General features: G+C 62.2%; 18 protein-coding genes. 13 read left to right on the plus strand and 5 right to left on the minus strand.

The window, feature by feature from the left end:
* Window positions 1–181: 181 nt before the first annotated feature.
* A complete protein-coding gene (locus VLU25_06425) occupies window positions 182–802 on the minus strand; it encodes a hypothetical protein (GenBank protein ID HSR67559.1) in 621 nt (206 codons plus the stop codon).
* On the opposite strand from VLU25_06425, the gene VLU25_06430 reads away from it, so the two are divergent.
* Together VLU25_06430 and VLU25_06435 are read left to right on the plus strand one after the other, a co-directional pair.
* Window positions 801–1,175 carry a ribbon-helix-helix domain-containing protein gene (locus VLU25_06430; protein HSR67560.1) on the plus strand — a complete coding sequence of 125 codons (375 nt, stop codon included), beginning with the start codon at window positions 801–803 and terminating at the stop codon, window positions 1,173–1,175. The two genes, VLU25_06425 and VLU25_06430, sit on opposite strands and share 2 nt — an antisense overlap.
* Window positions 1,160–1,486 (plus strand): type II toxin-antitoxin system PemK/MazF family toxin, encoded by a 327-nt coding sequence (locus VLU25_06435; protein HSR67561.1) that lies wholly within the window; start codon window positions 1,160–1,162, stop codon window positions 1,484–1,486. The genes VLU25_06430 and VLU25_06435 overlap by 16 nt, the downstream gene beginning before the upstream one ends.
* A 150-nt stretch (window positions 1,487–1,636) precedes the next feature.
* On the opposite strand, the gene VLU25_06440 is transcribed toward VLU25_06435, so the two are convergent.
* A complete protein-coding gene (locus VLU25_06440) occupies window positions 1,637–1,807 on the minus strand; it encodes a hypothetical protein (GenBank protein ID HSR67562.1) in 171 nt (56 codons plus the stop codon).
* Between the two features lie 118 nt (window positions 1,808–1,925).
* Here VLU25_06440 and VLU25_06445 point away from each other — a divergent pair, with 118 nt between their 5' ends.
* Window positions 1,926–3,083: an ATP-binding protein gene (locus VLU25_06445; protein HSR67563.1), complete on the plus strand. Its 1,158-nt coding sequence runs from the start codon at window positions 1,926–1,928 to the stop codon at window positions 3,081–3,083.
* 248 nt (window positions 3,084–3,331) lie between these two features.
* Here the strand turns inward: VLU25_06445 and VLU25_06450 are convergent, their stop codons facing one another.
* Window positions 3,332–4,387, minus strand: a complete 1,056-nt coding sequence (locus VLU25_06450) for a Fic family protein (GenBank protein HSR67564.1) — start codon at window positions 4,385–4,387, stop codon at window positions 3,332–3,334.
* Between the two features lie 202 nt (window positions 4,388–4,589).
* Here VLU25_06450 and VLU25_06455 point away from each other — a divergent pair, with 202 nt between their 5' ends.
* Together VLU25_06455 and VLU25_06460 are read left to right on the plus strand one after the other, a co-directional pair.
* Window positions 4,590–5,882: a serine hydrolase domain-containing protein gene (locus VLU25_06455; GenBank protein ID HSR67565.1), complete on the plus strand. Its 1,293-nt coding sequence runs from the start codon at window positions 4,590–4,592 to the stop codon at window positions 5,880–5,882.
* A 90-nt stretch (window positions 5,883–5,972) separates the two neighbouring features.
* Window positions 5,973–8,747 carry an ADOP family duplicated permease gene (locus VLU25_06460; protein ID HSR67566.1) on the plus strand — a complete coding sequence of 925 codons (2,775 nt, stop codon included), beginning with the start codon at window positions 5,973–5,975 and terminating at the stop codon, window positions 8,745–8,747.
* A gap of 25 nt (window positions 8,748–8,772) precedes the next feature.
* On the opposite strand, the gene VLU25_06465 is transcribed toward VLU25_06460, so the two are convergent.
* Window positions 8,773–9,900, minus strand: coding sequence for a SpoIIE family protein phosphatase (locus VLU25_06465; protein ID HSR67567.1), 1,128 nt, complete (start codon window positions 9,898–9,900; stop codon window positions 8,773–8,775).
* A gap of 122 nt (window positions 9,901–10,022) precedes the next feature.
* Between VLU25_06465 and VLU25_06470 the strand changes: the two genes are divergently transcribed.
* From VLU25_06470 to VLU25_06505, 8 genes are all read left to right on the plus strand, one after another.
* Window positions 10,023–11,024 carry a DUF1080 domain-containing protein gene (locus tag VLU25_06470; GenBank protein HSR67568.1) on the plus strand — a complete coding sequence of 334 codons (1,002 nt, stop codon included), beginning with the start codon at window positions 10,023–10,025 and terminating at the stop codon, window positions 11,022–11,024.
* On the plus strand, window positions 11,021–11,638 hold the full coding sequence (locus VLU25_06475; protein HSR67569.1) for a gluconate 2-dehydrogenase subunit 3 family protein: 618 nt from the start codon (window positions 11,021–11,023) through the stop codon (window positions 11,636–11,638). Before VLU25_06470 ends, VLU25_06475 begins: the two co-directional genes overlap by 4 nt.
* Before the next feature lie 14 nt (window positions 11,639–11,652).
* Window positions 11,653–13,347, plus strand: coding sequence for a GMC family oxidoreductase (locus tag VLU25_06480; GenBank protein HSR67570.1), 1,695 nt, complete (start codon window positions 11,653–11,655; stop codon window positions 13,345–13,347).
* Window positions 13,348–13,601: 254 nt separating this feature from the next.
* The gene (locus VLU25_06485; GenBank protein ID HSR67571.1) at window positions 13,602–14,423 is read left to right on the plus strand and encodes a TIM barrel protein; all 822 of its coding nucleotides are present in this window, start codon (window positions 13,602–13,604) and stop codon (window positions 14,421–14,423) included.
* Window positions 14,424–14,586: 163 nt separating this feature from the next.
* Entirely contained in the window at window positions 14,587–15,684 is a 1,098-nt protein-coding gene (locus VLU25_06490; protein ID HSR67572.1) for a VWA domain-containing protein, read from the plus strand.
* Window positions 15,685–15,696: 12 nt separating this feature from the next.
* Entirely contained in the window at window positions 15,697–17,154 is a 1,458-nt protein-coding gene (locus VLU25_06495) for a M48 family metalloprotease (protein ID HSR67573.1), read from the plus strand.
* Window positions 17,155–17,447: 293 nt separating this feature from the next.
* Entirely contained in the window at window positions 17,448–18,002 is a 555-nt protein-coding gene (locus VLU25_06500) for a sigma-70 family RNA polymerase sigma factor (GenBank protein ID HSR67574.1), read from the plus strand.
* A complete protein-coding gene (locus tag VLU25_06505) occupies window positions 17,999–20,263 on the plus strand; it encodes a von Willebrand factor type A domain-containing protein (protein HSR67575.1) in 2,265 nt (754 codons plus the stop codon). Before VLU25_06500 ends, VLU25_06505 begins: the two co-directional genes overlap by 4 nt.
* A gap of 129 nt (window positions 20,264–20,392) precedes the next feature.
* On the opposite strand, the gene VLU25_06510 is transcribed toward VLU25_06505, so the two are convergent.
* A complete protein-coding gene (locus VLU25_06510; protein ID HSR67576.1) occupies window positions 20,393–20,920 on the minus strand; it encodes a hypothetical protein in 528 nt (175 codons plus the stop codon).
* Between the last annotated feature and the right edge of the window lie 526 nt (window positions 20,921–21,446).

A 21,446-nucleotide genomic window follows, 5' to 3' on the forward strand; every position in this document is an offset into this window, starting at 1 on the left:
GTTCGGGTCGACTCCGGAAACCTGGCTCGGAATGCAGATGGCCTACGACTTGGCCGCCTCAAGGCACCTGGAAGACGAGATCAAAGTCGACCGCATCAACGCTGCCTAGCCATCAGGCAGTTTGGCGTGAGTTCTTCAATCGGGTCAATTGGTCGAACGAGATCGCGACCCAGCCTGCTGCCTAGGGCTTCTTTTCTTCTAGCCGGCGGTTCATTTCATCCAGGCGCTGCATGGACTCCTCTAAGGTGCGGACTCCGCAGGCGATGCGCTCTTGGTCGGTCTTGGCGTCGCGGTCGAAAGGCTCCATGGTCCAAGGGCTGTCCATGTCCTCGCGTCTGAACTGAGTACCCCAGATCTGGGCTTTGCCCAAGCTGTGCAGCCAGCGGTCTTCGGCGGCGCAGGAGAGCCAGCGGGCCGACTTGTGAGCAGGATCCATGCGGACGGCCTCGGAGGCCAATTCGTGAGCCATCTTGTAGTCTTCGGACCCGTTTCCATGCTGCAGGATCATGGCGGCGTGATAATGATCTGCCGCGGTTTTAATCAAGCCTTCTTCCGCCATTTCCATCACCCGCTGGCGGCGCCTTTCGTCTTCAGCCATCAACTGCGTCCAATCGATGTCGTCGACCGATTGCCGGGCACTTTGATCGGCCTCGTACATCCGGCGCAATTCGGCGTTATCTTCAAGGCCAGACCGCTGCTGGTGAGCAACGCTCGTCGGCGGCCCGCTGGCTGAAAGCGGCGAACCGTAGACCACGAGCAACATCAAGCACACGGTTACCGGGAAACGGGTGTGGATCTTCATGAAAGCAAGTGTAGCGCAGTCGATGCGGGCGCGCGGGGGCGAGCACAGTGAAAAGCCCGGTCACACTCGACCAAAGGGCATCCGCTACCCAACAGTAGACACCATAAAGAACTTGTTGCATAATGCCATCATGGCAGTGAAACCAGTGCAGATCTCGATGGATGGGGAGTTGTTGCGCAAGGTGGATGCGGACCCGGAAGCCCGTGAGAAGGGGCGGTCGGCGTTTATTCGATCAGCCGTCAGGCTCTATTTGAGCGCTAAAGAGCGGCGCCGCGTTGACGAGAGAATCTCCCAGGCTTATTCGGGCCAAGCCGACGGCATGCTTGACGAGATCTCTGACCTGGTGGGAGCGCAGGCATGGCCCGAAGATTGAACCGGGGAGAGATCTGGCTTCTGGACCGTCCCAGGCCAGAGAAACGGCGCCCGCTGCTGGTAATCAGTCGGCAAGGCTTGATCGACGTGCTGCACACGGTCACGGTGGCGGCAGTCACGTCGACGTTGCGCGGTTCGCCGACTGAAGTGCAGGTCGGCCCCGACGAGGGCCTCAAGCAGGTTTCCTGCGTGAACCTCTGCAATCTCTTCACGGTCCCCAAACAAGAACTGCGAAACTTCCTCGGCTCGCTTGACCGCCAAAAGATGGAGGAGGTCTGCCTGGCCTTGGCAATTGCCACCGGGTGCGACTAGGAGCGACTCGTCTGTCAGCGCCTACCCATCTAAACCGCGGAGGCATTCGATTCTCAGTGTCAACTGTGTCAACTTAGTGTCAGCCGGATGTTCTGGGCGCTCGCAAACTTGAAAATCGAGCCGTCGGCGTTCAGATTTTCAGGGCCTCCGTCATCGGCGCTGCCTAGCCGGAGGGAGCAACTGGAGGCCCAAGGCCAGGGCGCAGCGGCGCAGGCGCTTGTCGAGGGCGAGAATGGCGGTTTCCGGGATCAGCGAGGCCGTGTTGAGCCGTATGTACTGGCTGAGACGGTCCTTCAATTCCCGGATGCCGACTGTGTCCATACCGCACTGTAGCCTCATGTAGCCACGCGGTCAAAAAGAATGGGCGTTCGCCTAGGAAGTCTGGGTCAACCTCGAAAATCGAGCGGGCGGCGTTTGATTTTCAGGGTAAACTGGAAGCATGATTGATCGGGAGCGGCATCTTCGGGAGGTTCGGGGGAGGTTGGAGCGGAATCCGGTTGTGGCCATTTTAGGGGCTCGGCAGGTGGGGAAGACCACCCTGGCGCGGCAGATCATGGCGGGATTCGAAGGGGAAACCGTGCGCTTCGATCTGGAAGATCCCGACGATCTGGCTCGGTTGGAGGAGCCTAAGCTTGCTTTAGGGGGCTTGCGGGGGTTGGTGGTCATCGACGAAGTCCAGCGGCGGCCCGATCTTTTTCCTGTCCTAAGGGTGCTGGTGGACAGACCGGATTCAGAGGCGAGGTTCTTGATTCTGGGCAGCGCTTCGCCGGATCTTCTGCGCCAGGGGTCTGAATCGCTGGCCGGTCGAATCGTCTTTCATCGCTTGGACGGTTTCGACTTGGACGAGGTCGGAGTGAGCCAGCGCGACAGGCTGTGGCGGCGCGGCGGGTTTCCGCGCTCCTTCCTGGCGGAATCCGAGGAGGGCAGCGCCGAATGGCGGCGGGGCTTCGTCCAGACCTTCCTGGAGAGAGACATCCCCCAACTGGGAATTCAGATTCCCTCCTCGACCCTGCACCGGTTTTGGCGCATGCTGGCTCATTACCATGCCCAAGTTTTCAACGGGGCCGAACTAGCGCGTGCATTCGGGGTGTCGGCGACGACCGTGCGGCGCTACCTCGACGTGCTCTCGGGGGCGCTGGTCGTGCGCCAACTGCCGCCTTGGTTCGAGAACATCGACAAGCGGCAGGTCAAGTCACCCAAGATCTACCTTGAAGATTCGGGACTGCTTCACGCCCTCCTGGGCCTGGAAAACCAGGAGGAGCTGGGGGGGCATCCCAAGGTGGGCGCTTCGTGGGAGGGATTCGCGCTGCAGCAGGTCGTGCGGCGCCTGGGCGCCCGGCGCGAGGAGTGCTACTTCTGGGCCACCCACTCCGGAGCCGAACTCGACTTGCTGGTCATCCGCGGCCAGCGCCGGCTGGGATTCGAGTTCAAACGCACCACCTCACCCAAATCGACCCGCTCGATGCATTCGGCATTCAAATCCCTAGGACTGAATTCCCTCGACGTCATCCACGCCGGAGAACACACCTTCCCCCTCACCGAGTCTATCCGCGCTGTCGCCTTCAAACGTCTTTACAAGGACGTGAAGTCCCTCTGAGCCTCCAATGGGGGGCGGATGTTGTCGGCCTTGAGGACCGTCGGGAAGCTGACTTGGCGATCATGAACCCTGTCCATCCGGGCGCAATCGTGCGCGAGGACTGCCTCAAGCCGCAGGAAGCTGTCCGTGACCGAGGGTGCCAGGAGGCTGGGCGTGGGGCGGCAGGCTCTCTTTAAGCTCGTCGACGAGAGAGCTTCGGTACTTCTCAACTGAGGTTCGTCCCGCAGGTGCGCGAAAGAGGGGGAGATTCATTTCTGACCTGGTGCGTCGAGCCAGCGGCGCGCTTTGTCGGTGAGGCGGTAGCGCTGGGTGGGGCTGCGGGGCGAGGCGGGTTGAGTGCGTTCGATCCAATCTTCCTCAAGAGCCGGGTTCAAGTAGTTTTCCCGGAAGGTGGGGCGGTGAGAAAGGTCTAGCTTAGCCATGAGTTCGCCCGCCCCTAAGTCGCTTTCTCCAAGTGCCCTTATGAGTTGTGCTACTTGGTCGGTACTTGGTCGGTACTTGGTCGGTTCGCGCCCGCTTAGGGGGCTCGGCTCGGCGGCCAAGGCTTCTCGCAGGGAATCAAGCAGGGCGGTCAGCATGAACTCAACGAAAACCGTGCAGTCGGCTCCCTCATCCGACACGGCCAGCACACGATAGTATTCGTCTTGTCGGTCACGAACCAGGGTTTCAACCGGCAAGAAGGCCAGAAGAGGTTTCCACTGGCGCAAGATCAGCGTCTGCCAGAGCCGCCCCATTCGTCCATTGCCGTCGCTGAAAGGATGAATGAACTCAACCTCGTAATGAAAGACGCAACTGGCCACTAGCGGATGCTCTTCCGTCTCTTCAAGCCATCCAAGCAGATCGGCCATCAATTGCGGCACTCGTTGAGCAGGCGGCGCCATGTGCACCAGTTCCCGGCCTCGGAAGATGCCCACCCCGCCCTTGCGAAACTGCCCAGGATGATCCACCAATCCGCTCATCAGAATGCGGTGAGCCGTCAAGAGATCATCCTTTGAAGCAGGCTTCCAATTCTCCATCGCCTCATAGGCGGCGAAGGCGTTGCGAACCTCCTGAATCTCGCGTGGATGGCCCAGCACGCGCTTGCCCTCGATGACGGCCGAGACCTGCTCCACTGTCAGGGTGTTGTTCTCGATGGCAAGCGAAGCCTGAATGGTACGGATGCGGTTTTCCCTGCGAAGCCGCGGCGTCAGGCGACTCTCAGCCAAAGCGCTGTAGCGCCCAATCTCCTCGCCGATTTCACCCACCAAGCGCAGAAGAGCCGGAGTGAGATCATAAGGTGGCCGATATGCACCCTTATCGCTCATAGCCTTCATGATCCTCTGACCCGCTCCAGAATACAAGGACCCAAGCTGCCGGGGTACTCACCTAAACCGCGGAGGCATTCGATTCTCAGGGTCAACTTAGCGTCAGCCGGATGTTCATGCTGGCCGGAAGGCCTGAGTGCAAGAGTCCAACGCGTGCAGCAACAGTTTCCGCTAAGATCCCCTCGAAGGAGAAGGAATGACCATGATTCACGCGCGCTTGAAAGTTTTGTGGCTGAGCCTGGCCCTGTTGCTTCAGCCGTTTCTTTGGGCCCAGCTTCCCCGGGCTGAGAGTCCTGAAGAGGTAGGGCTGTCGTCGCAACGGTTGGAGAGGCTGGCTGAGACTCTGGAGGAGTACGCTGAGCAAGGCGAGTTGGCCGGAGGGGTGGCGCTGGTGGCCCGCCATGGCAAGGTGGCCTACCTGAGAGCGTTCGGCTACCGCGACCTGGAAGCCTCCGATCCCATGAGAAGCGACGCCGTCTTCCGCATTGCCTCCCAGACCAAGGCGCTGGTCAGCGCGGGGGTGATGATCTTGCAGGAAGAGGGCGAGTTGGTCATCTCTGAGCCGTTGGCTTTCTACCTTCCCGAATTCAAAGACACCACCGTGGCCGTGGCCATAGAGCCCCAGGACGGCGAAGCCGAAGGAGAGCCTGGTTACGAGATCGTCAAAGCCAAACGGCCCATCCTCATCCGCGACCTTCTCACCCACACGGCGGGCATCGGTTACGGATACGGCCCCGCAAAAGATCTTTGGCAGGAGGCCGGCATCCAGGGATGGTACTTCGCCGACCGTGACGAACCTATCGGCGACACCGTCTCCCGACTGGCCAAGCTGCCCATCGACGCCCAGCCCGGCGAACGCTTCGTCTATGGCTACTCCACAGACATTCTGGGAGCGCTCATCGAGCGCGTGAGCGGACTCGGCCTGGACGAATTCCTGCGTCGCAAGATCCTCGATCCGCTGGGAATGGAGGACACTCATTTCTACCTTCCGGAAGAGAAGCGCGATCGCCTCAGCGTGGTCTATTCAGCCACCGAGAATGGACTGGAGAGGGCTCCTGATCCCGGCGGAATGGTGGGTCAGGGAGCTTACCTCGACGGCCCCCGCAAGAGCTTCTCGGGGGGCGCGGGACTGCTCTCGACCGCAGACAACTATGCGCTCTTCCTGCAGATGATGCTCAACGGCGGTGAACTCAACGGCACCCGCATCCTCAGCCGCAAGAGCGTACAGCTTATGACTGTCGATCATTTGAACGATATGGAAATCTCGCCAGGAGTCGGCTTCGGACTCGGTTTTTCCGTCGTCAAAGACTTGGGCGCCCGCGGAGTCACGGGATCGCTGGGCGAGTTCGGCTGGGGCGGAGCCTACCACTCCTCCTACTGGGTCGATCCCCAGGAAGATCTGGTGGTGGTCTACTTCACTCAGCTCATACCCGCCGGACGCATTTACGACCATGGCAAGCTGCGCGCTCTGGTCTACCAGGCCATGGTCGACTGAAGTGGCGGCCGAGCCTCTGTTAACCGCCGTAAACAGATTTTCCGGCGGGGGCTTGACGGAAACGGGTCCGCGGGGGCTACGCTAGTCGTCATGCGCCCGCGCCTGGACCATCAGCGACTGCAGAAGGAGGCCGCCCGCAGCGGACTGTCTCAGAGGGACTTGGCCGCCAAATTGGGCTTGAGCGCTCCTCATCTGTCGATGCTGATGTCGGGCAAGCGGCCCTACCCCACCCGGCGGACGCGTCGCAAACTGACGCGTGGACTCGCTCTCGCTTTCGACGAGCTGTTCGTCCGCGAGCCGCCGCAACCTCGGCGGGAGACAGCGCTCGCCGCGAAGGGCAAAGAGGCTCCTTCAGGCTCGGCCGAGTGGCAGCCCCGTTCCTTCGCGCGCGACCTGCGCTTCGCCTGGAGAGTCCTGCTCAAGCGTCCCGGACTCACCCTGGTGATGATCCTCACCCTGGCCTTGGGAATCGGGGCCAACAGCGCCATCTTCAGCGTGGTCAACAGCGTTCTGATCAATCCCCTGCCCTTTCGCGATCCCCAACGGCTGGTCCTGATCTGGACCCGGCTGACGGGCAACAACGTAGAGCGCGACTCCACCTCGATGCCCAATTTCCGCGACTTGCGCGACGACAACACCTTTCTGGAGGAGGTGGCGGCCTTGGCCTATCCCTTCGGCGTCAACCTGACGGGAGACGGTCCGCCCAGCCAGATCAAGGTGGCCAGCATCAGCCACGGCTTCTTTTCCGTGCTGGGGGTAGAGCCGCTGATGGGCCGCGAGTTCACCCGCCGCGACGTCGAACTTCTGACCAGGGCCCGCCAGCAGCGGCTGCGTCTGGTGGCTCCGCTGATTCTCAGCCATGGCCTGTGGCAGAGCCGCTTCGGAGGCGACCCGGCCATCCTGGGACGCAAGGTGGAGGTGAACGGGGCGCCCATGCAGGTGGTCGCCGTCATGCCGCCCGATTTCCGCTTCTTCCGCCTGCTCAGGCAAGCCGATCTGGGCATCAGCGTCGAGTTGGACGCCTGGTGGCCGCTGGTCACCGACGTGCCCGCCTGGCCCCGCGATTTGCGCACCATCCGCATCGTGGGACGCCTCAAGCCGCAGATCTCGCTGGCCCAAGCCCGGCAGCAGGCCCAGGTCCTCTCGCAGCACCTCCGCCAGACCCATCAGGTGCTTGAGCAAAGCGGATTCGAGTTCGAACTGGCGCCCCTGCGCAACGATCTTCTGGAGGAAGTGCAGCCGGCCCTGACGGCCTTGCAGGGCGCCGTCCTCTTCGTGCTGCTCATCGCCTGCGCCAACGTGGCCAACCTGCTGCTGGCGCGCTCGGCGGCACGGCGGCGGGAGATCAGCATCCGGGCCGCGCTGGGCGCGGGACGCATCGCCATCCTGCGTCAAATGCTGGCCGAAAGCCTGCTGCTGGCCGTGGCCGGCGGAGCGGGCGGTCTGCTGCTGGCGGTGTGGGGGCTGCAAGGGCTGCTCTACCTCAATCAGGAAAACCTGCCGCGGGTGGAAGAGGTGTCGCTGGACGGCCGCGTGCTGGCCTTTACGCTGGCCTTGTGCCTGGGGTCGGCCCTGCTTTTCGGATTGCTCCCCGCCATGCGCGTCTCGCGTCCCGACCTGGTTTCAGTGCTGCGCCGCAGCGGACGCAGCGGGACGGGAACAGGCCGGGGACGCCTGCAGAGGCTGCTGGTCATCGCTCAGGTGGCTCTATCGCTCATCCTGCTGGTGGGGGCGGGATTGCTGCTGCGAACCTTCGAGAGCCTGCGCTCCGCCGACCTGGGATTCCAACCTCGCGGAGTGCTCACGCTCAACATCTCACTGCCCTTCGGCCGCTACACCCAACCCCGCCAGCAAGCCGACTTCTTCCACCGCCTGGAGGAGGAACTCGAACGGCGGCCTCAAGTCGAAGCCGCGGGCAGCATACTGCACATCCCCATGAGCGGCGGCTGGTGGACGGGCCCTATCTGGCGGCTGCAGGACGATCCGCTCAAGCCTTCCCTCTCGGCCGATTACCGCATCGTCACTCCCGGTTACTTTCAGGCCGTCGGCGCCCGTTTCCTGGCCGGGCGCACCCTGCGCGGCGAGGAGTACCGGCAGGCCCTCACGGTAGCCGTCATCGACGAGGCCCTGGCCCGCAAAGCCTGGCCCGGCAGCGACCCGCGGGAAGCGCTGGGACGCACCCTGAGCATCCTGCCCGAGCAGCGCCCGCCTCATGCCAATCCGCTGCAAATGCGGGTTGTGGGAGTGATCGAGCACGTCCGCAACGTGTTTCCCACCCTGGAAGAGCGGCCCACCATCTACTTCGCTCCCGAACTGTGCGTCTTCACCAGCTTCATGGACGTGGCGGTCAAGGGGCCTCCCGGAGCCGACTTGCGGGTAGCCGTCCGCCAGGCCCTCAACCAACTCGACCCCGATTTGGGGATGGCCGACGTGCTGCCTCTGCAACACTACGTGGACCGCTCCCTCACCCACACCCGCTTCAGCCTTTCGCTGATCGGTGTCTTCGCGGCTCTGGCAGTGACTCTGGCCTTGATCGGACTCTACGGCGTCATCTCCTGCAGCGTGGCCGCCCGTACTCAGGAGATCGGCTTGCGCATGGCCCTGGGCGCCGGACGCGCACGCATCCTGCGGCAGGTGCTGTCCCAGGCGCTGGCGATGGCCTCGGCGGGGACGCTCCTCGGGGTGGCGGGCGCGCTCATCGCCACCCAGGCACTGAGTGCTTCTCTGCACGGCGTCAACCCCCTCGACCCCTGGACTTTCGCCGTCATGACAGTGGGCTTGCCTGCCGCCGCCCTGGCCGCCGCCTTTCTTCCCGCCCGCCGGGCCGTCCAGGTTGAGCCGATCCAGGCCTTGCGAGCCGAATAGTGCGAGTAGCGCTGTGGGGCCTGTTTCAAATCACGCGCGCCAACACCAGAGTCAAGTCGTCGCGGTGATCAGGATCGCCGGTGAAGCCGTTGACGGCATCGACGATGCGCTGAGCCAGCTCAGCCGGAGGCAGATCGGCGTGCTCCAGGGCCAACTGCCGCAAGCGCTCTTCGCCGAATTCCTGCAACTGATGATCGAAGGCCTCGGTGACGCCGTCGGTGTGAACGAGCAGGACGTCGCCGGGATGCAGCTCGACGGTTTGCTGCTCATAGCGCGACTCGGAGAAAAGGCCCAACAAGGTTCCCGTGGCTTCGAGCAACTCAGGTTCTCTGGCGCTCCCTTCCCGCTTTCTCAGCAGGATGGGCGGGCAGTGGCCCGCGTTGACGTAGTGCAGGCGCCGCGACAGTCCGTCGTAAAGACCGCAGAAGAGCGAGGCGAACTTGCTGTCCCCGGTGGTCTCGTAGAGGGCTCGATTGACGTCGTCAACCAGCTTGGCCTGAGAGGAGCCATGCAAGGGAGCCCGGCTGCGCAGAAGAGCCTGCAGGTTGGCCATAAGCAGCGCGGCCGAAATGCCCTTTCCCGAAATGTCGCCGACTGCCATCCACAATTCCTCGGGATTGAGGCGCAGGAAGTCGTAATAATCGCCTCCCACCTCGCGGGCCGAGTGGCAGACGCCGTAGTATTCCAGTGAACGCAGGCTGGGATAACGCTGAGGAAAGAGCTGGAGCTGGACTTCTTTGGCGATGCGCAACTGTTCGGCCAGAAGCTGGTTCTCGCGCTTGAGGCGCCAGTGGTCGAGGTCCTGCAAAACCGTCTGCCGCAACGAGAAGGGTTCCCAGGGCTTGGTCACGTAGCGGTGCACCTGGCCCAGGTTGATGGCCTCCATCAGGTTTTCGACGTCGGCATACCCCGTAAGGATGATGCGGATGGCCTGAGGGGAGCGGCTCAGCGATTCCCTGAGCAGGTCGACGCCGCTGATGCCGGGCATTCGCTGGTCGGTAATGATGACGTCGAAGCGGTCGCGCCTCAAAAACTCGAGGGCTTCCTCACCGCTCTTGGCCTCCTGGACGGCAAAATCCCGCATGAAGGTCCGTTTCAGTTTTTGCAGGTTGGCCAGTTCGTCGTCGACGACCAGGATGTTCTGTTTGTTCATCGCCTGAAAGTCCTCGATTATACACGTCGAGCCGCTCGGCAAGATCCCGCTAATCTCTTTCCTTATGCGGCGTTTTGTGGTAGAAGATGACCGTCTCTTCACCCTCGAGACCTTTAAACACGATGCACTACATCCGCCAGATTCTTTTGATCGCTCTAGGTTTATTGGCGGCAGGCTGCGCAGCGGGACCGGAGGACGGTTCCGCAGACAGCGCCGGAGACTCCGCCGCCTGGGCCTACGGACGTTGGGACGTTGAAGTCCAGCATCCTCAAGGCTCCTACCCCTCATGGTTCGAGATCACTGCCGGAGAGGACGGTCCCAGCGGCCGCTTCGTGGGACGGTTCGGCAGCGCCCGGCCCATCCAGCAACTGGAAGTCGGCGAACAGCAATTGCGCTTTTCCCTGCCCGTCCAGTGGGAATCCCACTCCAGCGACATGGTTTTCGAGGGACGCCCTGAAGATGGGAAGATCATAGGTGAAACCAACGCCGCCGACGGCAGCATGGTGCCCTTCAGGGCCGTTCCGGCGCCGGAACTGGACCGTCCGGGGCCGGTGTCCTTTGCGGAAGAGCCCATCGATCTGCTGGCCCAGGGACTCGAGGGATGGACGCTGCGCGTGGAGGACGGTCCCGACGGATGGAGCTTTGAAGACGGGGTGCTATCCAATCAGCCCCCCAGCGTCGACCTCATCACCCGGCGCGAATTCGGCGACTTCAAGCTCCAGGTGGAGTTCTGGATGCCTCCAGGCAGCAACTCGGGAGTCTATCTGCGGGGACAGTACGAGGTGCAGATTCAGGACGATCACGGCAAGGAGCCGGACAGCCACCGGTGCGGCGGACTCTACGGATTCATCACGCCCAGCGAGATGGCCTGCCGGCCGCCCCAAGAGTGGAACCGCTACGAGATCACGCTGGTCGGACGCACCGTAACGGTCGTCTGCAACGGGGTCACCATCATCGAAGACGAAGAGATCCCCGGCATTACGGGCGGCGCCCTGAGCAGCGCCGAGGACGGCCGCGGACCGATCATGCTGCAAGGCGATCACGAGGCCATCCGCTACCGCAACCTGCTTGTCTGGCCCGCCCAAGAGGAGGGCCAGCCGGCAGCGGACGAGGAGGAACAATGAAGCGAAGAGACCTTTTGAAGCAAATGGGGGCGGCTTTGGGCGTCCCGGCCCTGGCCGGACTTTCTTCCAGCGAATTGCTTGCTCTGGGGCACGCTCTGCATCGGCCGGCCTCCTCGGCGCCCGCCGCCGCGCCCCAGGCCCTGCACGTGTTCCGCACCTTGGATGCCCACCAGGACCGCACGGTGAGCAAGATCGCCGACATGATCATCCCGCCCACCGACACGGCGGGGGCCCTGGACGTGGGTGCCAACGAGTTCATGGACCGCCTGCTCAGCGAATGGTACCCCCAGAACCAGAAAGATTTCTTCCTGCGCGGGCTGGCCTCCCTCGACGCCAAGTGTCAGCAACGCTTCTCAGCCGATTTCATCGACTGCCAGGAAGACGCGCAGATCGAGATCCTGCAGGAAGAAGAGGCGGAAGCGATCCGCCTCTCCAAAGAAGCGGGAAGCGGCTCCATAAGCTGGGGCGTCTTCTCGCCTCCCATTCGTCATTATTTTCACATGCTCAAGTGGATGACCCTTTTCGCCTACTACACCTCCCAGGAGGGGATGGTGGAGGAATTGGGCTGGAAAGTGATACCCGGGCAGTACATCGGGTGCCGTCAAAACGGATAGCCGGAGAGAAGTTCATGGCCAATGTTATGCAGCCGAAGGTATGGGACGCGATCGTGGTCGGCTCGGGTATCTCGGGCGGATGGGCGGCAAAGGAACTCACCGAAAAAGGACTGGAAACGCTGGTCCTGGAAGCCGGCCCCCCCATCGACCCGGGACGCGACTACGTGGAGCACCTGCCTGCCTGGGACTTGCCTTATCGGGGCATGCTCAGCCCCGAGGACGCCCGCACCCGTCACATCCAGCGCCTCTGCGGCGCCTGCGAAGGCTGGGCCTCCAAGTTCTTCGTCAACGACCTCGAGAATCCCTACAGCTTCGATGAGGACGAGCCTTTTCACTGGATTCGGGGACGCCAGGTAGGCGGCCGTTCCATCATGTGGGGACGCCAGGTCTACCGCTGGAGCGACCTCGACTTCGAAGCCAACGCCAAAGACGGACATGGCATCGACTGGCCCATCCGCTACCGGGACATCGCCCCCTGGTACGACCACGTGGAGCGCTTCATCGGAGTGACGGGAGCCGCCGAAGGACTCGACCATCTTCCCGACGGGCAGTTCCTGCCTCCCATGGACCTCAACTGCGTCGAGCACCACGTGCGCGAGCAACTGCTGGACAAGTACGGCGGCGAGCGGCTGCTCACCATCGGACGCGCCGCCATCATCACCCAGAGCCACAACGGGCGCGCCGCCTGCCATTATTGCGGCCCCTGCCACCGCGGATGCATCACCGGCTCCTACTTCTCCAGCCTCAGTTCCACTCTTCCCGCGGCCCGCGCCACCGGACGCCTTAACCTGCGTCCCTACAGCGTCGTGCGCAGCCTCAATTTCGATCCTGAGAGCGGCAAGGCTTCAAGCGTCAACATCGTTGACGGCATCACCATGCAGGACATCGAGATCCGCGGCAAGATCATCTTCCTCTGCGCCTCGGCTCTGGAATCGGCCCGCATCCTGCTTAATTCCGCCGACAGCCATTTCCCCGACGGCCTGGCTAATTCCTCGGGTCAACTGGGACGCAACCTGATGGACCACATCATGGGCGGCGGAGCCGTGGGCACCATTGAAGGCTGGGAAGATCAGGAGTACTTTTCTCAGCGGCCCAACGGCATCTACCTGGCCCGCTACCGCAACGTCACCCGTCCTCACGGCGATTTTCTCAGAGGATACGCCTACCAGGGAGGAGCCTTCCGTCCCCGCTGGGAGCGCGGCCTGGTCACGCCCGGATTCGGCGTCGACTTCAAGAACAGCCTCAAGGAATACGGTCCCTGGCAGATGCGCCTCTACGGTTTCGGAGAATGCCTGCCCAATCCCGACAACCGGGTCACCATCGATCCCGACAAGAAGGACCGCTGGGGCATTCCCGTCCTCAAGATCTCCTGCAAATGGCGCGAGAACGAACGCGCCATGCTCAACGACATGCGCGAGTCGGCTGCCGAAATGCTGGATGCCGCGGGCGCCAAGGGCATCGTTCCCTTCCTCGAGAACAATGCGCCGGGGCTGACCATTCACGAGATGGGAACCGCCCGCATGGGACGCGATCCCAAGACTTCGGTGCTCAACGCCTACAACCAGTGCCACGACGTCCCCAACGTCTTCGTCACCGACGGCGCCTGCATGACCTCCTCCGCCAACCAGAACCCGTCCATCACCTACATGGCGCTGACGGCCCGAGCGGCCGACTACGCTGCAAAGGCGCTGGCCAACGGAGAAGTCTAAGGCCTGGAATAGTATCTGAAAGGGACAGATTCGCTAGCCCTTTCGCTAGCCCACGTTAAGCCCAGGCGAGCGCAGCGAGACGGGGCGTCACCCTGGGTTTTGACAGGGCAAGCAAAGAACGCTGAAAAGCGTGAGATAAAAGTAGCGAGCAGCCTCAGACCGCCGAGAGCAATTGGGCCTTCACCGCGGTCACTGAAGCTTGACACTTGTGTGAACTTGTTGGCCACCTGGTGGCCCTAGAGAAGGACCACGCCATGAACCGACGACAATTCCTGGAAACCACCGCCGTAGCCTCGGCCCTTCCCTTCCTCCCCTCGCCGGCCAAGATGCTGCGTCCCATCGGAGTGCAGCTCTACACCGTGCGCGATCTGATGAAGGATGACTTCGAAGGGACTATCCGCAAGGTGTCCCAGGTGGGATACCAGGAAGTGGAGTTCGCCGGCTTCTTCGGCCGTGAGGCCTCCCAGGTGAAAGCCCTTCTCGATGAAGTGGGGATGACCGGCCCCTCCAGCCACGTGCCTCTGCAACGCATCCAGGAAAACCTCTCTGATGAGATGGAGTTCGCCAGGACGGTGGGAAGCCGCTTCCTCGTGGTGCCCTGGCTGGGAGAGGAGTTGCGCACTCTGGAGGGCTTCCGCCAGGTCTGCCAGACCCTCAACCAGGCCGGCCGGACCTGCAACGAAGAAGGCCTCAGGTTGGCCTACCACAACCACGACTTCGAGTTTGAGCCGGTCGAGGGCAAGATCCCCATGGACCTGATGCTGGAGGAATGCGATCCCGACTATGTCGACATCGAACTCGACCTCTTCTGGATCACCAAGGCCGGCAAGGACCCCCTCGACTACTTCCGCCGCTACCCGGGCCGCTTCAAGCTTTTCCACGTCAAGGACATGGACGACACTCCCCAGCAGGGATTCACCCCCGTCGGCCAAGGAATCATCGACTTCCCGCGCATCTTCAAAAAAATCCCCCAAGCCGGCACGGTCCACTACTTCGTCGAAAACGACCAACCCGGCGACGACCCCCTGGCCGACATCCGCGCCAGCTACCAGTACCTGAGGGATCTGGAGTTCTGAAAAGTTCAGCGGTCGCCTCTTGGTTCGACTCAGTTATTGTTCTGCTGGCTTATGCGTAATCTTTACCTAGGACATTTTTCCCTTGCCGGCAATACTTTAGGACACTCGTGACGGATGGCGGGCCGTTCAGCGTTTGGAACGACACTTGCGTGAACGGTTCCAAATGCGATTACTAAACGACCGATCAGGACTGAGGCCGGCAACCTTCTGGCTGGCGCTGCTGACCTTCACTACAGGATTCGCTTGCTGGAGCGTCGCCCAGTCTGAGCAGCCGGCCCCGATGCCGGAGAATCAGCAACCCATCCGGGTCGAAGCCCAAACGGTGCGGGTGCCTGTAGTGGTCTTGAAGGACGAGGACGGCGAGACACGCCTTGTCACCGACCTCGGCCGCGACAACTTCATCGTCTATGAAGACGGCCAACGCCAGGAGGTCACCAGCTTCACCCGGGGAACCGAGGAGCCCCTGACGATAGTCTTGCTTCTGGAAGACAGCGAGACCGTCCAATACCTCAAACGCGAGGTCTACCGGCCCGCCGGCATGTTCGTCTCCCAAATCATGGGCAATGACGATTACGCCGCCATCATCGCCTTTGATCGCAAGCCTCACCTGCTCACCGACTTCACCCGCAATGAACAAGCCTTGCTCGACCAGGTCCGCGTGATCGCCCGCAACCCGCCTGCGCTGAGCGAGGGGGCCCTCTTCGACGCCGTCAAGTTCACGCTGGTGGGCGGCGTTCTGGATAACGTCCAGTACAAAGGCCTGGCCAATGTGGAAGGCCGCACGGCCGTGCTTCTCATCGCCTCGGGCATCGACGGCTTCAGCCGCATCAACTACGGTCAAGCCCGCCGCATCGCCGCTAATTCAGGCGTTCCCATCTACGCTCTTGGAGTCGGCGAAAGCCTCTTCGTCCGCTACTCGCAATACATGAGCGGGGCTCAGAGAATCAGATTCCGCCAGGCCCAGAATCAACTGCGGGTGCTGGCCGAGGAGTCGGGAGGCCGCTTTTACAGCGTGCGCTTTCAGGGCGCCTACGACAGCGTCCTGGAGTCCATCGCGGCCATGCTGCGCTTCCAGTACACCCTGGGCTACCTGCCGACCCGTCCTCTGACAACCGACGAAGACGAGGTGGAACGAAAAATCAAGGTCCTAGTCGATTTGGACGGAGACGGACAGCCGGACGAGGATGGCGTCGAGTTGCAGTACCGCCAGAAATACTGGATCGGCGAAGAAGTCGAATACCTTCCCACCAGTTCCCAATAAGAGAGTAAAACCATGTTACGTAGATTCAATTTCAGAAAAGCGACAGCCGTCCTGATGCTCATCCTCTTTCCCGTCTACAGCCCGCTTTCCCTGTTGTTGGCGGGCTCGGGAAAGCAAGAGGCCGCCCCTTCGGCGGAGGACCTGCGCCAGTATCTGGACCGGTCTTACCTCGAACTCTTCAGGAATGCGCCTGAATGGAACTTCCCTCAGCGCCCGCTGGAGGAACTCGAAGAGCGGTTGGAAGATGAAAAGGACCGCGAAAAAGACCGCCTCGAAGACGAAAAGGACCGCATCGAGGACGAGATCGACAACGCTCAAGAGCAGCTTGAGGACATGAACCGCAACACCGAGGAGACGCCGCAGGCTTCCGAAAAACGGCACCGGCTGCACTGCAAGATTCAGCATCTGCGCAAGGAACTCAACGAGATCGAATTAGCCCTCGACCAAGGCTTGGACGTCAGATACGACAACAAAAAAGCCAAGGTCAAGGTCCTCAGGGAATGGCCCGAGGAGTACCGCCAACTTCAAGCCAAGATCGAAAGCGGCGAGGTCGTGGAACGCAAGTTTTCCGCCTTCCGCGACATCGGTTTCCGCTCCGGGCCTTTCGAGAACCAGAAAGAGGACGTCGAGACCGGCCGCGAAGCGATTCAGCGGCTTAAAGAACGCGACCTTCTGCCGCCTGAAGTGGAAGATTCCGAGGTCATGTCCTACATGAACGACCTGGCCAACCGCATAGCCCGCCATTCCGACTTGCGCGTCCCCCTCAAGCTGCACGTGCTGAAGAGCGAAGAGATCAATGCCTTCGCCCTGCCCGGCGGCTTCCTCTTCATCAACAGCGGACTGATCACGAAGGCCGAAAAGGAGTCCGAATTGGCCGGCGTGGTGGCCCATGAGATCGCCCACGCCGCGGCTCGTCACGGAAACCGTCTCATGTCGGACGCGCAGATCGCCAACATCATCCTGCAGGCCGCCCAGGTGGCCGCCCTGGTTCTGACCGGAGGAGCCTCCTCCATCGCCACCTATTACGCGCTCCAGTACGGATTCGTGGGTTTGGGGTTGGTTCTCAACCTGACGCTGCTGGGAGTCTCCAGAGACTTCGAGGAGGAGGCCGACATACTGGGCACCCAGTACCTGTGGGACGCCGGCTATGACACCTCTGGATTTGTCAGCTTCTTCAGCCGCATCGCCCAGGAAGAAGGCTACATCACCGGCCTGAGCTGGTTCCGCACCCATCCGCCCTTTTACAAACGCATGTCGGTGACGTTCCGCGAGATGACCATCCTTCCCGACAAGCAAGAGGTCATCGTCGACCGTCCCGCCTTTCATGAAATGAAGGAACGCCTGGGGCAGATCATCGAGGAGATGAGCGAGCAGGATAAAGACGCGCCCACCCTGAAACGCGTCTACAACTGCCCCCAGATGGAAGACGAGTCCGAGTCTGAAGCGGTCAGCACCACCGGAGCCTGCTGACACCATCCGCAGCCTGGCGAGGCGGTCATTGCCCGTCGCGGTGACGCCTTACGCGCCCGAGCGGCGCCCCTTTGCCGACATGCTCTTGGCCATGCGGCTCCTGGCGTTGCTCGGGCTTTTCTGCGTCCGCCGGCGAATCCTGCCAAGGGGCGGCATCCAGCCACTTCACACCGCCGCGGCCGTCGCCGCAGAGGATGCGCCTCCCCAAAAATGAACTTTTTCCCGTCCAGAGGGTCGAAGTCTCTAAGAAATTCTCCGCTGCCGCGTTATGCCCAGGAAAGGACGTAAAGGCCGTGAGAAGAGACCTCTCCCAGACACGCAAGTCCGATACTGATTGGATCGAGAAAGCGATTGAACGCTATCAAGAACGTCTGATACGTTACGCCTGGCGTTTGCTGGGAGACCCGGAGGAAGCCCGCGACGTGGTTCAGGAAGTCTTCTTCCGACTGTGCCGGGAAGACCCGGCCCACCTCAACGGGCACTTGGCTCCCTGGCTCTACACCGTCTGCCGCAACCGCGCGCTGGACGTGATTCGAACCGAGAGCCGCTTCCGGGATGAGGACAAGCCCCTCGATCAGCACCCCGCCGGCGAACCTTCCCCCTTACGCCGCCTGGAGGTGCGCGAGGGGCTGTCCCAGGTGGAAAGCCTGCTGGAGAAGCTGCCCCGCCGCAAGCGCGAGGTGGTTCTGCTCAAATACGAGCATGGATTCAGCTACCGGCGCATCGCCGCCATCACCGGGCTCTCTGAAAGCAACGTGGGTTTCATCCTTCACACCGTTCTCAAAGACGTCCGCAGCAAGCTTGCTGCGCCTGCCTCGCCTCGACCGCAGATCCGGAGTGTTCAATGAATAAATACGACGACCCCCGCCTGACCGCTTATATCCTGGGCGAACTTGAAGACGACCAACGACGGGAATTCGAGCGCCTGCTGGAGCAGGATGCCGGCTTGCGAGCCGAGCTGGAATCCCTGCGCGCCGCTTCCGACCTGCTCTCCCAGGAACTGGCCGATCCCCCTCAACTGCGGCTGGACCCGGAGCGCCGGGAAGAGATTCTGGAATCGGCGGCCCCCGACCAGCCCTGGTTCATCTTACGGTACCGGCAGGAGGCTATGGCGTTGGCGGCCTCTCTGGTCATAGCCCTCGGGCTTTTTGTAGCCCTGCCCTCGACTAAGGAGCCCGCGGGTGAGGTCGACGGCTTTCTGGACACAACCCAGAGCGCGAACTCCAACGAAGCCCGGCCTCCGGCTCAGGTAGCGGAACAGATGGCCCAGGAAGCCCGGCGCACGATCCCTGCCTCGGATGATTCCGCCCGCCCCTTTCCCCAGCGCCAGGATGAGAGGCGCATCGCCGAATCCCAGCCTGATCCTGCCAAACTGCGGACTGAGGACGAAGGAGATCGCCTGACAAGGAAGGTTTCTGCGCCCAGTGAGCCGAAAGCGGAGGAACGAGAAGCGGAGACGGCCCTTGACACGGCTGAACGGTTCCGTCAAGTGGTCCGCAAAAAGGACCAAGACTCGGCCTCGCTTTCGCAGCTCCCCGAGTCGCTGATGGTCAGGCCTGTCGGTGGCCGGAGCTTCGACGGCCCCGTGGAAGTACGCGATCTCGCCTCCGGGGTAGTAGGAGGGGTGCCGGGCGGGATCATAACCACACTGCCCGACTCGCCGCAGCCGGCCCCGGTCGACCGCGAGAGCTATTCCCACATCGAGGAAAACGCCTTCCAGAGGGCGGTGGAGAATCCGCTTTCGACCTTCTCCATCGATGTCGACACGGCCTCTTATTCCAACGTGCGCCGCTTTCTCCAGGCGGGCCGCCGCCCGCCCCGCGACGCCGTGCGCATCGAAGAGCTGATCAACTACTTCAGATACGAATACCCGCAGCCGTCCGGCCAGCATCCCTTCTCGGTCAACACCAGGCTGATGACCTGTCCCTGGCAGCCCCGGCACTATCTGCTCAGGGTCGGATTGCAAGGCTATAGCGTCGACGAATCGCAGCGTCCCGCCTCCAACCTGGTTTTCCTGATCGACACCTCGGGATCGATGGCTTCGCCCAACAAGCTGCCCCTGCTTCAGCAGGCCTTCCGCCTCCTGGCCCAGCGCCTCCGTCCTGAAGATCGGGTGGCCATCGTCACCTACGCGGGATCGGCCGGATTGGTGCTTCCCTCCACTCCGGGCTCCCGCAGCGAGCAGATCGCGCAGGCCATCGAACGGCTGCGCAGCGGAGGCTCCACCGCCGGGGCCAGCGGCATCCGCCTGGCCTACCAGACGGCCCGCCAGCATTTCATCGAAGACGGAATCAACCGTGTGCTGCTGGCCACCGACGGCGATTTCAACGTCGGCATCAGCAGCGAGGGCGAATTGGTCGAGATGATCGAAGGCGAGCGCGAAAGCGGCGTCTTCTTGACCGTGCTGGGATTCGGCGGCGGCAACCTGCAGGACTCCAAGATGGAGCAACTGGCCAACCACGGCAACGGCCAGTACGCCTACATCGACTCCCTGCGCGAAGCCCAGAAGGTGCTGGTGGAAGACATGGGCGGCAGCCTCATGACCATCGCCAAGGACGTCAAGATACAGGTCGAGTTCAATCCCCTGGAAGTCGGCGCCTACCGTCTCATCGGTTACGAAAACCGCCAGTTGCAGGCCCAGGATTTCAACGACGACCGCAAGGACGCCGGAGAGATCGGCGCCGGACACTCGGTCACCGCTCTCTACGAGATCGTCCCGGCGGGCCTTGAGTCCGAATTGCCCTCGGTGGACGGCCTGCGCTACCAGCGCCCCACGGTCCCCACGGCGGAGGCGGCCGCGGGCGAACTGGCCACCGTCAAGCTGCGCTACAAGCGTCCGCAGGAGAGCAGCAGCCTGCTCTTGCAAGAAATCGTCCCCGCCTATCCGCTGGACTGGCGTGCGGCTGACACCGAATCGCGCTTCGCCGCCTCGGTGGCCGTCTTCGGCATGCTCCTGCGCCAATCGCCCCACATGGGCCAAGCCGACTGGAACCTGGCCGACGAACTGGCCGGCTCATCCATCGGCTACGATCCCTACGGCCACCGCGCCGAGTTCCTCTCCCTCCTGCGCACCTCCAAGCACCTGCTGGCCCCGCCCCAAGGCCAGTAGGTGCTGGAGAGGATAGTCAAGACTCCGCAGTGCGGGTTGCCCTCGGGCTTAAATCGAATGCGGCGAAGCTTCGACACGATCCGACTTGTGCCTCCTGCCGCCACATCGCCGATGCAGGCTTCATCGAACTCAATCAGCAAGCCCGCTTCTGATTTCAGCGATTTCATCTGGATCGAGCGGGTCTGAGAAGTGCAGGAGGCGGTCGAGGATGTGGGTGGTGCCGAAGTATTCCTGGCAGCAGCCGAGATGCACGAAACCCCCGGGATTGAAACGCCCTTCCTCGTAGAAGGCCAGGCGGATGCGCCATGAGTCCTTGGCGATCATTTCGCTGCAACTGCGGCAGCGCGCCCGACCGGTGGGCGAGCGCTCCACCCCGTCGGCCCGCGGCAGGCGACGGTGTTCCACGCTCTCTTGGGCCACCTCGCGCAACCGCTTGCTGTCTTTGACCTCCGCCTCGGACTCCTGCAAAGCCTCCAGCAGCACCTCAGGCCGCTTGAATGCGCCGCAGTCGACGTGAAACCACACGGTCATGTCGGCGTCCTCGGCGTAGGGATTGGGCAGCCGCTCGCCCAGCCGCAACTCGTCTTTCTCGATCTTGCGGGCGCACCCCCTGCACTTGGCCCGCCCGCTCAACGCCGCTTCAATCGTGTGCTTCATTAGTCGATTAGAACACGCCAGTGGGCCTTGGGGAAAAGTCACCGGGTCCAAGAGACTGGCTCTCGCCCTCCGGATAGGTCAGCAATCCGCACGATGCTGCGGCTGACGACCCAAGCTTACGCTAATCGAGTCCGACCTATTCCCGCGGCGTGTACGCTTCGACGTGTGGCAAGGCCAGTTGCTTGCTACGCCATTTGGCGTTCCGCCAGCAGGCGTACCACCCCCGCCCAAACCGCTGTCTGCCGGTGGGTTCCTTACTTGCACCGAGTCCGCGGGCGATCAGGTCTTGGGAGTGTAGGTTGTTCATGCCTTCTATAACGTTGTCAGAAGGTAGAACTGCGAAAACTCAGGACATTTTGCTTGAGAGAATGGGGACGAAGAGAAAGTGCGAGGTTCGATATGCGAAGTGCGAAGGGTCGCCACTTCGAAATTCGAATTTCGCAATTCGAACTTCGAATTGGCTCCTCAGGTAGGACTCGAACCTGCAACCCTCCGGTTACCAGTCGGAGCCGGTCTGCCGGATACC

Source organism: Acidobacteriota bacterium (assembly GCA_035471785.1).
Classification (GTDB): domain Bacteria; phylum Acidobacteriota; class UBA6911; order RPQK01; family DATIPO01; genus JANQFM01.

Bases quoted from the DNA above. Each gene is read 5' to 3' on its own strand.
- VLU25_06430 (HSR67560.1), top strand. From the start codon at position 801: ATGAAAGCAAGTGTAGCGCAGTCGATGCGGGCGCGCGGGGGCGAGCAC.
- VLU25_06425 (HSR67559.1), bottom strand. From the start codon at position 802: ATGAAGATCCACACCCGTTTCCCGGTAACCGTGTGCTTGATGTTGCTC.
- VLU25_06435 (HSR67561.1), top strand. From the start codon at position 1,160: ATGGCCCGAAGATTGAACCGGGGAGAGATCTGGCTTCTGGACCGTCCC.
- VLU25_06440 (HSR67562.1), bottom strand. From the start codon at position 1,807: ATGGACACAGTCGGCATCCGGGAATTGAAGGACCGTCTCAGCCAGTAC.
- VLU25_06445 (HSR67563.1), top strand. From the start codon at position 1,926: ATGATTGATCGGGAGCGGCATCTTCGGGAGGTTCGGGGGAGGTTGGAG.
- VLU25_06450 (HSR67564.1), bottom strand. From the start codon at position 4,387: ATGAGCGATAAGGGTGCATATCGGCCACCTTATGATCTCACTCCGGCT.
- VLU25_06455 (HSR67565.1), top strand. From the start codon at position 4,590: ATGATTCACGCGCGCTTGAAAGTTTTGTGGCTGAGCCTGGCCCTGTTG.
- VLU25_06460 (HSR67566.1), top strand. From the start codon at position 5,973: ATGCGCCCGCGCCTGGACCATCAGCGACTGCAGAAGGAGGCCGCCCGC.
- VLU25_06465 (HSR67567.1), bottom strand. From the start codon at position 9,900: ATGAACAAACAGAACATCCTGGTCGTCGACGACGAACTGGCCAACCTG.
- VLU25_06470 (HSR67568.1), top strand. From the start codon at position 10,023: ATGCACTACATCCGCCAGATTCTTTTGATCGCTCTAGGTTTATTGGCG.
- VLU25_06475 (HSR67569.1), top strand. From the start codon at position 11,021: ATGAAGCGAAGAGACCTTTTGAAGCAAATGGGGGCGGCTTTGGGCGTC.
- VLU25_06480 (HSR67570.1), top strand. From the start codon at position 11,653: ATGGCCAATGTTATGCAGCCGAAGGTATGGGACGCGATCGTGGTCGGC.
- VLU25_06485 (HSR67571.1), top strand. From the start codon at position 13,602: ATGAACCGACGACAATTCCTGGAAACCACCGCCGTAGCCTCGGCCCTT.
- VLU25_06490 (HSR67572.1), top strand. From the start codon at position 14,587: ATGCGATTACTAAACGACCGATCAGGACTGAGGCCGGCAACCTTCTGG.
- VLU25_06495 (HSR67573.1), top strand. From the start codon at position 15,697: ATGTTACGTAGATTCAATTTCAGAAAAGCGACAGCCGTCCTGATGCTC.
- VLU25_06505 (HSR67575.1), top strand. From the start codon at position 17,999: ATGAATAAATACGACGACCCCCGCCTGACCGCTTATATCCTGGGCGAA.
- VLU25_06510 (HSR67576.1), bottom strand. From the start codon at position 20,920: ATGAAGCACACGATTGAAGCGGCGTTGAGCGGGCGGGCCAAGTGCAGG.